Genomic DNA, 12,995 nt, shown 5'->3' with positions numbered 1-12,995 from the left:
ACGCCGCGCGCTGTATGTGCTGTCAGACGGGAATGGCGACGATCGCCACCAGCAGCGCGATCTTCACGGCGAGGATGAGGTCACCGGCTCGGCCGTGCGGGTGAGGCAGGCCCACCGCCGCCAGTACGCGCCCGGCCGCGTCCCGCGCCGCCGGCCAGAACAGGGCGACGATGCCGACGCCGCAGCCGGCGACGGCGGCCCGGATACTGGCCGGCTCGGCCGTGAACATGACGGTGAGCGCCGACGCGGCAACCAGCGCGAACGCCTTGATCCCGGCGAACGCGGCGAGCACCTGGCGGCGGGGCAGCAGAACGGCGGCGAGACCCGCGGAGGCCAGGATCATGGTCAGCGCGGTGACGGCGGTCATCGGCGCGGGCTCGACCTCGGCGAGCCGGGCCAGATGCAGCGTGGGGGCCGGATGCTCGAACCGCGACACCGTCACGGCCAGCACGGTCAGCCCGGCGACGGCGGCCTGGATCCCGCGCAGGACGAGCAGCGCTGTGAGGATCATGAGCAGCCTGGCGCCGCGGTCGCGCACGGACATGCCGCGCCGGTCGGCGAGCCGCCAGGCGAGGCGCGACGTCGCGGTGCCGGGTGCCACGGTGCTGGGCGCCACGGTGCCGGGCGCCACGGTGCCGGGCGCCACGGTGCTGGGCGCCACGGTGCCGGGTGTCGTGGGGCTGGGCGTCGTGGGGCTGGGGGCCTCGACGTTGGGGGCCGCGGTGCCGGGTCGTCGCGCGTCAGCCACGGCACGTCCGCCCGTCCATACCGGCCAGCGCGGCTCCTGGCATCGTGACCGCGAGCCGCAGCCCGCCGGGCACCGGCTCGACGCCGTCGAGGTGCGCGCCCGGTGGCAGGACGGCGGCTGACGGACGCGCGGCCACCGACGACACCGGGCGCCCGGTCACGGGCGGCCCCGGAGCGAGCGGGCGCGCCAACCGGCCGTCCGGGCCGTCGGAGCCGAGGCGCAGAACGGCCGTCAACGAGACCGAGCCAACCGCCAGGGAACCCGTCCTCGGCCGGCCGAGGACGGCCGACCAGACCGGAACTCGGACGTCGCGGAACGTCACGGCGAGGTCGGTCAGCCGATCGGCCCGGCCGAACCCGTCGGCCGTGGCCGTCACGGTCCGGAAGTGCCCGGCGGCGAGCTGCGTCAGGAAGGGGAATCCGTCGATGTGCACGGATCGAGTTCCCGTCAGCGTGCCCATGCAGCCCAGCCGGTTGGTCAGGCGGTGCTCGGCGACGCGAACCAGCAGACGATCGGTCAGCAGGAGGGCGGCCGAGACCACGAGCGGCACCGCCGCGACCCATCGCCACCGACTGTTCCACCACGCTCGACCGTCCCGCCCGCCCGCCTGCCGCGCGGGCGGGCAGGTCGGTAGGCCGGGTCCCTCCACCAGTGTGCGCATGGCGCTGATCCGCATGACACCTAGCAGACCGCCCGTTCATGCGGACGAGATGTGAGCCGGAGGCGAGCGGCGTGCGGGTTTGGCGCGGTGCTGGTTCAGGGCGCGGGCAGCGTGACTCGGACAGCCAGCCCCTGCCCAGGGGCGCTCGCGACCTCGGCCCGGCCGCCGTGGGCGGTGGCGACGGCGGCGACGATGGACATCCCCAGGCCGCTGCCGCCCCGGCCACGGTCCCGGCCGGCGGCGGAACGGTAGAAACGGTCGAAGATCCGGTCCAGGTCGGCCGCGTTCACGCCCGGCCCCTCGTCGCGGACCTCGAACAGGACCTCGCCGCCAGTGGTGCGCAGGGAGACCTCGGCGGCGGTGCCGGGCGGGGTGTGGACCCGGACGTTGGTCAGCAGGTTGCCGATCACCTGCCGCAGCGCGTCGGGATCCCCGACGGCGGGGCATTCCGGCGGCACCCGCACGGACAGCGGACGGTCCGGCTCGACCGCGGAGGCGTCGGCGACGGCGTCCCGGATGATGGCGGCCAGGTCGACGGTGGCGTGTTCGAGCGGCCGGGCCTCGTCGAGGTGGGCGAGGTAGAGCATGTCGTCGACGAGGGTGCTCATCCGGCGGGTCTCGTCCTGCACGCGGCGAAGCGCGTCGTCGGTGCCCGACGGCGGCACGATGCCCTGGCGCAGCATGTCGACGTAGCCGCGTACCGAGGTCAGCGGGGTGCGCAGCTCGTGCGAGGCGTCGTCGACGAACTGCCGTAGGCGCTCCTGTGAGCGCCTACGGCCCTCGAAGGCGGTCTGAATCTGCGTGAGCATGACGTTGAGGGCGGCGGCGAGGCGGTCGGTCTCGGTACGCGACCGGCCATGCGGCACCCGGCGTTCCAGATCGCCGTCGGCGATCGCGGCCGCGGTGCGGGTGATGTCCCGCAGGGGGCGCAGGCCGCGGCCGAGCAGGAGCCAGGCGCAGCCCCCACCGAGCGCGAGCACGGCGGCGGCGACGATGGTCTCGACCAGCAGGAGCCGGCCGATGGTGTCCTCGACCGGCCGCATGGGCAGCGCGACGAGGTCGGTGACGCCGCCGGGGAGCGCCGTGACCAGTGCTCGGTAGCGGCCGTCCGCCGCCTCGATGGTGAACGGCGTGCCCGCCGCGATCCGGCGGTCCAGGTCGGTGACGCTGGCCAGGAGCCGGCCGCCTGCCGCCGGCTGGTCGGTCCCGCCGGTCAGCGTCAACGCCGAACCGTCCGGCTGGCGTAGCTCGACCACGAACTCGGTGGGAGCGACGGCTCGCTGCAGGCCCACGCCCCCGAACAGCGGAGCGAGCCGGGTCAGCGTCGAGACGCCGCGGGTGCTGATCAGGTTCTGGGCGCCGCGCAGCTGGTTGTCCGTCTGGCCGATCAGGTGCGACCGCAGGGCCAGGGCGCTGGCCGTCCCGGCGACCGCCAGGCAGACCGCGAGCAACGCCAGCAGCCCGAGCATCAGGCGGACGCGCAGCGTCACGGCGGGACCTCGGTCACGCCTCGCCGGCATCCGGTCGCCGGACCGGCGAGGTGGCGGCCTCGCGCAGGGCGTAGCCGAAGCCCCGCTGGGTGTGGATCAACGGCGGGCCGAAGGGCGCGAGCTTGCGCCGCAGGTAGCTGACGTACTGGTCGACGACCGTGGCGCCGCCGCGGTAGTCCTCGCTCCACACGGCGTCGAGGATCTGCTCCCGGGAGAGCACCCTGTTCGGGTTGGTCATGAAGTATCGCAGCAGCTTGAACTCAGTGGGGGCCAGCTCGACGGGATGGCCCCCGCGGGTGACGCCGTGCGTGTCCTCGTCCAGCCGGACGTCGGCGAAGGTCAGCGCCGGCGCGCACGCGGCGGGTGGCTCCCGCCACGTGCGGCGCAGCACGGCCCTGATCCGGGCGACCAGCTCGTCGATCGAGAACGGTTTGGTGACGTAGTCGTCGCCGCCATAGGTCAGCCCGGCGATCTTGTCGGTGTGCCGGTCGCGCGCGGTCAGGAACACGACCGGCACGTCCACGCCCTGCTCCCGCCACTGCCGGCACAGCTCCAGGCCGTCGCCGTCGGGCAGCATGACGTCCAGCACCATCAGGTCCGGCCGCCGTGCCGCCACCGCCGCCGTGGCCTGCCGCCCGGACTGCGCGGTGACCACGTCGAACCCGTGGAAGCGCAGCGCCATCCGGAGCATGTCGACGATGTTCGGCTCGTCATCGACGACCAGCAGCCGTGGCCCGGCTCCCTCCATCGTTCCCCCCCGGCCTTCGGCTGCCGTGCCGTCCACGGACCATTCCATCTGGCGAACATATGAGTTCGGTTCGAACCGCTGGTCCTGGGGTGGAGCTGCCTACGACGAGGCGGGATGCGGGGACCGCTGGTCCTGGGCCGCTTCGGCTGCCTGGCCTGGGGCGGCCTGCGCGGCGGCGGGGCGGAGCAGGGCCCCGACGGCGACGGCCGCGACGGCGACCACGATGGCGGCGCAGGTCAGCGCGGTCCGCATGCCGTCGACGAAGGCGGTCTCGGCCTGCTGGGCGACGGCCGGGCCCAGCCGGGTGGCGAGGGCGAGGGAGGAACGGGCGGACTCGGCGAGCGGGGCCGGCAGGCCGGCGGGGTGCAGGTGGTCGCGGTAGGTCGACTGCAGGATGCTGCCCAGCACGGCGATCCCCAGGGCGCCGCCCAGCTCGCGGGCAAGGTCGTTCGTCGCCGAGCCGACGCCCTGCTTCGCGGCCGGCAGCGCGTCGGTGATCGCGGTCGTCGCGGGCGTCATCGCCAGGCCCATGCCGGCGCCGAGCGGCAGCAGGCCGGCCAGCAGCAGCCAGTAGCCGCTGCCCACCTCCAGGCGCGACAGCACCAGCAGGCCCGCGGTGACCAGACCGAGCCCGAGGACCACGACCGGGCGGGCGCCGACCCGGCTGACCAGCCGGGGCGCGGCCACGCGCGCGGCGGGCATGATCGTCAGGCTCATCGGTATCAGGCTCACCGCCGCGACCAGCGGGCCGTCGCCGCGGACCAGCTGCAGGTACTGCAGGAGCAGGAAGATGAACCCGAAGAACGCGAAGAACTGCAGGGTGATCGACAGGGTGCCGGCGGTGAAGGCGCGGTGGGCGAACAGGCGCGGGTCCAGCAGCGGGTTCGGGTGGCGCAGCTCCCAGAAGACGAAACCGACCAGGATGACGACCCCGGCGGCGATGCCGATCAGCGTCTGGGGGCTGCTCCACCCCTCGGTGGGCGCCTCGATGATCGAGTAGACCGCCACGCCAAGCCCGGCGACCGTGAGCAGCGCGCCGATCACGTCAAGCCGCCCGGCGCCGGGGTCCGCCGACTCGGGGATCACCCGGAGGGTGGCGAGGACGGCCACCACCGCGAGGGCGACGTTCAGCCCGAACACCGAGCGCCACGACCAGACCTCCAGGAGCAGGCCGGAGGTGAGCACTCCCAGCAGCGCGCTCGCCCCGGCGACGCCGGCCCAGGCTCCGACGGCGCGCGACCGCTGTTCCGGTGGGAAGGTGGCGGTGATCGTCGAGAGCGTCGCCGGCATGACCAGGGCGGCGCCGACCCCGAGCACGGCGCGCATCGCGATGAGCCAGCCCGGATCGCTGACGGTCATGGCCGCGAGCGAGCCGGCCCCGAAGACCGCGAGACCGACGACCAGTGCGCGCCGCCGCCCGTACCGGTCGCCGATGGCGCCGCCGAGGAGCAGCAGTGCCGCGAAGGGGAGGGCGTAGGCGTCGATGATCCAGGACAGCTGGGTCTGGTTAGCGTGGGTGTCGCGCGCGATCGAGGGAAGCGCCACGTTCAGGGACGCGACGGCGGCGACGACTGTGGCGAGGGCGAGCATGACGACTGGGAGCACCGCGCGGTGCGGGCCGCCCTGCCGGTCTGCCGGCGACGCAGGGGTCGCCGTGGTGATGGTCATCGTGGGCCTCCAGCCTGGGGTGTGAACCCTGGCCAAGGTCGCCTGCTCCCCGCACAATTTCAACCATGATGAATAAGGCCGAGGGGAGCCCGCGCGGCCGGCGGGCCGGCAGCCCGGACACTCGCAGCCAGATCCTCGAGGTCGCGCGTCGCCGTTTTCTGTCGGACGGCTACCGAACCGTGACACTGCGCTCGATCGCCGCCGAGGCCGGGGTGGACGTCGCCCTGATCAGCTACTTCTTCGGTTCCAAGAAGGGCCTGTTCGGCGCGACGCTCGGCCTGCTCGCCAACCCGCCCGAGCTCCTGTCCGCCGCGCTGCCGGGCGACCGGGCGACGCTGCCGGAACGGGTGCTGCGCACCGTCGTCGCCACCTGGGACGACTCCGACCGCGGCAGCCAGCTCCGGCTCGTGATGTCGGCGCTCGTGCAGGAGCCCGAGGTGGCCCGGCTGTTCCGGGAGGTGCTGGAACGGGAGATCGTGGGCCGGGTGGCCGAGTACATCGGCGCCGCGGACGCGCCCTATCGGGCCGCCGCGTTCAGCGCGCAGCTGGCCGGCGTCATCTTCACGCGCTACGTGCTCGAGCTCGAACCCATCGCGAGCATGTCGGCTGATGAATTAGTCCGGTACCTCGCCCCGGGCCTGCGCGCCGCGCTGTACGCGCCCACCGCCCGGCGACGGTGACCGCGTTGGCGATGATGGTGACAGCTGACCGCGACCGACGGTTCTAGTTGCTGTAGACCCGGTCGGGCCGGACGAAAACGGCCGTGCGCCGCTGCTCGGCCATGACACGGTCGTACTCGTCCCAGTCGTCGTGGGTGCCGCCCGCCGCGGTGAACACCTCGCGCAGCAGCAGCCGCAGGCGTTCGGCGTCAACGTCCGGATGCGGGTCGTCAGGGCCGATCAGCTCCGCGCGCCCCTCGACCGTGGCCCACCGCCAGCCGGACCGGACGGTGGCCGTCACCTGGGGGCGGGCGCGGAGGTTCGCGAGCTTCACCCTGCCGTAGGTGACGAAACCGAGCACGGCCTCGCCGGTGAACGGATGCGCCAGCACGCCCGCGTTGACAACCGACGACTGGATCGTCTGGTCGCCCCGCACGGTCGAGACAACCGCCAGGCCGTGCTCCTCGCGCCCGAGAGCGGCCAGGTCGTCGATGGTCGTCATCCGGCCAGCACCTTCTGCCTAAGACTGGTACTACACGGCCCCCACACAACTACCGCGTGACTCCGGCCGACCCTACCGGTACAGCGGCGTCTGGCGGTCGTCTTCCGGGAACGCCGGAGCGGCGGGCGCGGGCTGCGAGGGGAGATAACCCGCCCAGTCCTGCCCGGCGGGTGCCGCGTGGTCGAAGCGCTCGCGCCCAGGCTGGCCGTCGAAGGCGCCTCGCCCCGCGGCGTCGCGGGTATCCGCGGCTGGTGCCGGCTGGTGACGGCCAGTCGGAGCCGAGCTCCGCCGGCCGGCCGGGGCCGGGGCGGGCGATCGCCGCCCGTTCGTCCCGGTGACGCCGAGCGGTGACATTCCGGAGTTGGCAAAGCCGCCCAGCGCCGCGAAGATGATGAGCGCCAGCACCGTAAAGGCGATCAGCATGACGGGGAAGCTCAGCACAATGGGATCGGCGCCACTGATCTGGTCCAGGTGGTCGGTCTGGGCGATCTGGGTGGCCGCCATCGCGGTGTAGTGCATTCCGCAGACGGCGACGGCCATGACGACGGACGCGGCGACGATGTGCGCGGTGGTGCGCACCCGGAAGGCGAGCCAGAGAGCGGCCAGCGCCGCCACCACGGCGATCGCGACGGAGGCGCCGGCCAGCTTCGTGTCATAGGTGACGGTGCTGCCCGACTGCATCGCGGCCATGCCGGTGTAGTGCATGGCCGCCACGCCGAGCCCCGCGATGACCCCGCCGACGACGAGGCGGCCGGCGCTTCTCGGGTTGCTTCCGACGATGGACAACCCGATCGCCGAAACGCCGACGGCGATCAGCAGAGAAAGAGCGGTCAGCGGAAGGTTGTAGGCAAGCTGCCGGTTGCCGACGTGGTAACCGAGCATTCCCATGAAATGCATGGACCAGATCGCCCCGCCGCCGAGGGAGACCGCGGACGCGGCGACCCACCTGCGCCGGGCGGCGCCCTGGGAGGACGGGATGCGCAGAGCGCTCACCAGCGCGGCGAACGAGCCGATCAAGGCGAGACCGATGGAACTCGCGACAAAAATGGTGTCGCTGCTGGCGTGCTCCTGCGCCGCCTGGGCCGTGATCACATTTCCCCCGGGTAAATGAGACGCTGGCCGGGCTCGCGGGCGCTGGGCGGGCCGGCAATTAGATCAAGCGTGACAGGACGTGATCCCTATAACCAATTGGAACGATACAGGCGGTAGCAATGTGGTGCTCGCGACGTGGCGGCCAAACCAGATCCGCTAAATGCTGCGGAACGTAGCTGGATAGGTTGTCGGTGCGCATGATTGCGAATCCGTTGGACGCGGGTGGTGTCGTTGTCGCGGACAGGCGCCTTCTGTATGGGACCGATCACTCAAAGTCATATATGCGAGCGCCTGGTGTGGTCAACCGGACGCCATCCATCAACCGCACCGATGATCGCCCGAAAAGCGACTAGGCCGGTTCCCCCGAGGCAAGCCCCATTGGTGCCATCACCGCCGGCCGGCCAGCTGCCGGGCCCGACGGGGCGGGCAGGCGGTCCGTGCCGCGGGCGGGCCGTCCGGTCTCCCGGGGCGGGCCGCCGAGGCCACGCCGTCAGTCGGACTGGAGGTAGGCGTCGAGGAAGGCGTTGCGGAAGACACCGGGCGGATCATGGCGGGCCGCCAGCCGGGCGAAGTCCGCCATCCGGGGATATCCGGCCCGGACCTGCCCGGGAGCCAGCACGAAGACCTTCCCCCAGTGCGGACGGGGATCGAACGGGGCGAGTGCCCGCTCGACGGCGGCGACCGCGCGGGCAGCGGCGTCCTCGTCCGGTAGCCAGGTGAAGTGCAGCGCGAGGGCGTCGCGGCGGTAGGCAGGGCTGAGCCAGAGGCTGTCCGCGGCGACCGTGCGCAGCTCGCCGATCTGGAGCGCACCGCGGATCTCGCCGCTGACCTTGTAGACGGCCTCGATGGCCGCGGCGGCGTGGTCACGGGGAACGAAGTACTCGGACTGGAGCTCGTCGCCGGCGCTCGGGGTGAAGCCCAGACGGAAGTGGGGCAGCCGCTCGAACCAGGGGCCGGGAACGCCGAGCTGCCGGGTCGTGTGCTCCGGGTCGACGCCGGGGATCGGGTGCAGCGGGCGCGCGGCCGGCCGGGCGCCGCACAGCTGGGCCGGTGCTGGCGCGGCTGTGCCAACGCCGCCCTCGCCGCTTTGGTGGTCCTCGCCAGCTTCACGGTCTTCGCCGAGCCGCCGCTTGAGCCACACCTGCGAGCCGGCGTCCGGGTCCCAGGTGGTGAACACGCTGACGCTGTAGGCCGCGCCGAGGATCTCGCCGACGCCCGCCAGCAGGCTCTCGCGCGTCAGGCCCTCGTAGACGTGCTGGCTGACCTGGAACGTCGGGACGATCTCAAGGGTCAGCGCGACGACGACGCCGAGCGCGCCGAGGGCGACGACGTGGCCGTCGAAGTCCTCGTCGACGCCCCGCCTGACCGTCACGAGCTCGCCCGACGAGGTGACCAGGTCGAGGGCGACGACGGAGGTGGCCAGGTTGCCGTTGCGCTCGCCCGAGCCGTGCGTCGCCGTCGCGCACGCGCCGGCGACCGAGATGTGCGGCAGCGACCCGAGGTTGCGCAGCGCCCAGCCGGCCGCGTCGAGCTCACGGCCCAGGTCGCCGTAGCGGGTGCCGGCGCTCACCGTCACCTCCCGCGCGGCGGGGTCGACGCGGACGAGGCGTGGCAGCCCGGCGGTCGAGATCAGTGTGCCGTCCGTGTCAGCGATCCGGTTGAACGAGTGCCGAGTGCCGAGCGGGCGCACCGCGCCGCCGGCGGTCACCGCCTCCGCGAGCTCGGCGACCGACGTCGGGGTGACGACGCGGGCCGCCGCGAACGTCACGTTCCCGGCCCAGTTGCGCGCCGAGGCGCGCCTGTCGTCGGCCCTGTCGTCGGCCATGCGTCGTCCCTCCCGCCTCTGCGCCGAACCAGGCGACGAGTGTCGCACCCGCCCGGAGCGGCCAGTTCGTGAGGACGGGCCCGGTCACTCCCGGACGGCGGCCAGGTCGGCAGGGTCGCGACGCAGCAGCAGCGCGGCGGGGATGACGCTGGCGAGCAGGGCGATGGTGAGACAGGCCGCGGCGATCGCGCCGAGCGGGCCCCAGGGAACGGTGATCGGTACGGACGGCGCGAGGTCCGCCAGGCCGTACTGGGCGCCCCAGGCCGTGATCGCCGTGACCGCGGCCGCGAGCGCGGCGCCGATGCCGGTCACCAGGACGGCCTCGGCGCCGACGACGGCCAGCACCTGCCGACGCGTGGCACCGGCGAGACGGACGGTGGCGAACTCACGCGCCCGGTCCCGGGTCGCCATGACCAGCGTGTTCGCGATCGCGATCGCCGTGTAGACGAGCGCCATGCCGAGCACCACCACCGACGCCTGGCGGTTGGCCCTTGCCTGCTCGGCGCTCGCCGCGGACAGGTACTCGCCGGTGCCGACCATCCTTCCGGTGGCGGCCGTCGTCGCCGCCACCTCGGCGGCGACGGCGGCCCCGGCGGCCGCCGACCGCGTCGCCTCTGGCGAGAGCCGCAGGTAGACGACGGTCGCGAGCGTCGGCTCGTGCCCGGTGCGTAGCGCCGCCGGCAGCAGGAAGGTCTCGTCGAGGTCGAGCCGCCGGCCGAGCACGGCGACCACCCGCGGCCGCACCGGCGTCGAGTCGGCGAGCCACAGCTCGGCCCGTTCGCCGACCTTCCAGCGGCTGCCGGCCGGCACCGCGACCGTGTCGGTGCCGGTCAGGTCGGCGAGCCGGCCGGCCGTCACCGGGATGTCGAGCACGGCGTCGAGATCCCCGCCGGGGGCATACCGGGCGACCCATGCCTCTGGGTCCTCGCCGTCGCGGACGTAGACGGACGCGTCGGCGACCGGAACGGCGGCCCGCACGCCGGGGATGGCGCGCAGCGCGTCGACGGTCGCGTCGGGCAGGCCGGCGCCGACGGCCGGCACGACCAGCGCGTCGGCGGTGATCTGGTCGCGGGCGGCGCTGTCGCTCGCCGCCTGCAGCGTCCCGAAGCCGGTGAGCGTCGCGCCGGCGATGCCGATCGTCACGAGGATCGGCGCCGCCGTCGCCGCGGTGCGCCGCACGGCGGCGCGCGCGCCATGGCGGGCGAGCAGCCCGACGGCCCCGGGCGAGGCGGCGAGCGGCGCGGTGAGCAGCCACGCCAGCGGCGGGATGAGCACGGGCGCGAACAGCGCGAACCCCACGATCAGCAGCATCGCCGCGATGATGATCAGCGCCACGCCGTCCGCCGACGGGTTCGCCATCAGCACGGCGATGAGTGGCACAGAGCCGCCGAACGCGAGCAGGCCGATGACCGTGCGTCCCACGGTCATCGCCCGCCGGTCCACGGCCGCCTCCCGTAGCGCCTCGACCGGCCGGATCCGGCCGGCGCGCCACGCCGCCGCCCAGGCACCCACCAACGCGACCAGCAGGCCCGTCCCGAACGCGGGGGTCACCGCCCAGAAGATGAAGTGCGCGGTGAAGTCACTCGGCGCGAACCCGGTACGAACGAGCACGTGCGCGAACTCCGGGGCGAGCAGCGCGCCCAGCGCCACGCCGGAGAGCGAGGCCAGCAGGCCGACCGTGAGTGCCTCGCCGAGCACGAGCCGGAAAACCTGGCGCGGGGTGGCTCCGGCGGCGCGCAGCAGGCCGAACTCGCGCCGCCGGGCGGCGACGGAGTACGCGAACGTCGCGGCCACGACGAAGACCGACACGAAGCCGCCGAGGCCGGTGGTGGTGCCGAGCAGGGCGATCGCGACCGTGCGGCGCTCGGCGTCCGGGTCGGGTTCGGCGGCCCGGCGGCCGTTGCCGGTGAGCACCCTGACCGAGCCGTCGTCGGCGCTCGCCTCGCGGACGGCGGCCCGCGTGGCCGTCGCCAGCGCCGCCGCGTCGCGCGGGCGAGCCGCGGCGGCGGCCGGGCCGCCGGCGGCGGCCGTGGCCGGGCGGCCCGTCAGAGCCACCGCCGAGACCCGGCCGTCCGCGAGCTCGGTGGCGACGGCGTCGGTGGCGTAGAACGCGCCTGGCGCATCGGTGCGCAGCACCCCGCTCACCGTGAACACACGTGTGCCATGCGTCGTCACTACGGTGATGCGGTCGCCGGGGCGGTGCCCGGTCGGCGCGCTGAGCACGAGGTCACCGGCCGCCCGTGGCGCGCCCCCCGCGACCCAGGAGTAGGGGTGCAGGGCCGCGGCGGACCACGGATGGACGGTGTCACCCGGCGCGCCGTCGGCCGCCGCGTAGCCGGCGACGTCCACGACCACCGTCGCCTCGCCGCCCAGGGCGGCCTGGAGCCGGCCGGCGAGCCCGGCGGGCAGCGCGCGGGTGAAGGTCGTCCTGGTCGAGGAGGTCTCCCGGTCGTCGCCGGAGCCGGTCGTGACGCTGACCGTGCCGGCGCCGGCGACGACGACGTCCGGCGCGACGTACCAGCGCGGGGTGCGGGCGGAGCCGCCGACCGTGCTGACCAGCGTCAGCGTCATCGCCGCGAGCAGCGCGACACCGAGCGCCAGCGCTAGGAAGGTCCCCAGCAGGCTGCCCATGCGGGCACGGACGGTGTGCCAGACGAGGCCGGTCACGTCAGCTCTCCTCGCCGAGCGCCGCGGGGGCTGGCAGCGGCCCGGAGGCCCGCGTGGCCGGCCTCGCCGACGCGCGGGCCGCTGGCCGCCAGGCCGACGGGCCGTCGTGGTCCTCGTGGTCCTCGTGGTCGTACTCGCGGCCATCGGGCTCGAGGCCCGCGAGCCGGGCGGCGACGGTGGCCGGGTCCGGGCCGAGCAGCTCGCCGGCGGCTCGGCCGTCGACGAGGAACACGACCCGATCGGCGTAGGAGGCGGCGACCGGGTCGTGGGTGACCATCACGATCGTCTGGCCGTCGACGTCGACCAGCTCGCGAAGCAGCGTCAGCACCTCGCGGCCGGTCCGGGTGTCCAGCGCCCCGGTCGGCTCGTCGGCGAACAGCACCGCCGGTCGGGTGACCAGTGCCCGCGCGATGGCGACCCGCTGCTGCTGGCCGCCGGAGAGCTCGGCCGGCCGGTGCCGGCCGCGCCCGGCGAGCCCGACGGCGGCGAGCACGTCCCGCACCTCCCGCCGCCGCGGCCGGCGGCCGGCCAGCCGCAGCGGCAGCGCCACGTTCAACTCGGCGGACAGCGCCGGAACGAGGTTGAACGACTGGAAGACGAAGCCGATCCGCTCCCGGCGCAGCACTGTCAGCTCGTTCTCGCTCAGTCGGCGCAGGTCCACGCCGTCGAGGAACACCTCGCCAGCACTCGGCCGGTCGAGCCCCGCCGCGCACTGCAGCAGCGTCGACTTGCCCGAGCCGGACGGCCCCATCACCGCGACGAACGTGCCCCGGTCGATGTCGAGGGTCACGCCGTCCAGGGCGGTCACGGCCGCCGCCCGCCGCCCGTAGACCTTCCGGACGTCGCGCAGCGCCACTGCCCTGCTCTCGGCGGCGCTCGGCGCGGGCGACGCTTCGGCACCGGCCTGCGCCCTCTGCTGGAGCTTTTCCATGAGA

Annotated in this window: 11 protein-coding genes; 1 reads left to right on the top strand and 10 read right to left on the bottom strand. The window is 74.1% G+C overall.

Going from position 1 to position 12,995, the window contains the following annotated elements; all coding sequences use genetic code 11:
- Positions 1-22: 22 nt before the first annotated feature.
- The 5 genes from QOZ89_RS04900 to QOZ89_RS04880 all read right to left on the bottom strand — a co-directional run bounded on the left by QOZ89_RS04900 (position 23) and on the right by QOZ89_RS04880 (position 5,315).
- Complete coding sequence (locus tag QOZ89_RS04900; RefSeq protein WP_312623084.1) at positions 23-748, bottom strand: histidine kinase; 726 nt, start codon at positions 746-748, stop codon at positions 23-25.
- Entirely contained in the window at positions 741-1,409 is a 669-nt protein-coding gene (locus QOZ89_RS04895) for an LmeA family phospholipid-binding protein (RefSeq protein ID WP_312623083.1), read from the bottom strand. The genes QOZ89_RS04900 and QOZ89_RS04895 overlap by 8 nt, the downstream gene beginning before the upstream one ends.
- Positions 1,410-1,504: 95 nt before the next feature.
- Complete coding sequence (locus QOZ89_RS04890) at positions 1,505-2,899, bottom strand: sensor histidine kinase (RefSeq protein WP_071049317.1); 1,395 nt, start codon at positions 2,897-2,899, stop codon at positions 1,505-1,507.
- A gap of 13 nt (positions 2,900-2,912) precedes the next feature.
- Positions 2,913-3,647, bottom strand: coding sequence for a response regulator transcription factor (locus QOZ89_RS04885; protein WP_071049316.1), 735 nt, complete (start codon positions 3,645-3,647; stop codon positions 2,913-2,915).
- Positions 3,648-3,746: 99 nt separating this feature from the next.
- Positions 3,747-5,315 carry an MFS transporter gene (locus tag QOZ89_RS04880; protein WP_312623082.1) on the bottom strand — a complete coding sequence of 523 codons (1,569 nt, stop codon included), beginning with the start codon at positions 5,313-5,315 and terminating at the stop codon, positions 3,747-3,749.
- Between the two features lie 65 nt (positions 5,316-5,380).
- Between QOZ89_RS04880 and QOZ89_RS04875 the strand changes: the two genes are divergently transcribed.
- Positions 5,381-5,995, top strand: a complete 615-nt coding sequence (locus QOZ89_RS04875; protein ID WP_083418749.1) for a TetR/AcrR family transcriptional regulator — start codon at positions 5,381-5,383, stop codon at positions 5,993-5,995.
- A 43-nt stretch (positions 5,996-6,038) separates the two neighbouring features.
- Here QOZ89_RS04875 and QOZ89_RS04870 read toward each other — a convergent pair whose 3' ends face one another.
- From QOZ89_RS04870 to QOZ89_RS04850, 5 genes are all read right to left on the bottom strand, one after another.
- Positions 6,039-6,476, bottom strand: coding sequence for a TIGR03618 family F420-dependent PPOX class oxidoreductase (locus QOZ89_RS04870; RefSeq protein WP_071049314.1), 438 nt, complete (start codon positions 6,474-6,476; stop codon positions 6,039-6,041).
- A 72-nt stretch (positions 6,477-6,548) separates the two neighbouring features.
- Positions 6,549-7,568 carry an MHYT domain-containing protein gene (locus QOZ89_RS04865; RefSeq protein ID WP_312623080.1) on the bottom strand — a complete coding sequence of 340 codons (1,020 nt, stop codon included), beginning with the start codon at positions 7,566-7,568 and terminating at the stop codon, positions 6,549-6,551.
- Positions 7,569-8,058: 490 nt separating this feature from the next.
- Positions 8,059-9,393, bottom strand: a complete 1,335-nt coding sequence (locus QOZ89_RS04860; RefSeq protein WP_312623079.1) for an FAD-binding protein — start codon at positions 9,391-9,393, stop codon at positions 8,059-8,061.
- Positions 9,394-9,477: 84 nt separating this feature from the next.
- Entirely contained in the window at positions 9,478-12,060 is a 2,583-nt protein-coding gene (locus QOZ89_RS04855; RefSeq protein WP_083418748.1) for an FtsX-like permease family protein, read from the bottom strand.
- 1 nt (position 12,061) lies between these two features.
- Positions 12,062-12,991, bottom strand: a complete 930-nt coding sequence (locus QOZ89_RS04850) for an ABC transporter ATP-binding protein (RefSeq protein WP_312623078.1) — start codon at positions 12,989-12,991, stop codon at positions 12,062-12,064.
- Positions 12,992-12,995: the final 4 nt, after the last annotated feature.

It is taken from the genome of Pseudofrankia coriaricola, from assembly GCF_032027725.1.
GTDB lineage: Bacteria > Actinomycetota > Actinomycetes > Frankiales > Frankiaceae > Pseudofrankia.
This window is presented reverse-complemented; position numbering and strand designations above follow the sequence as displayed.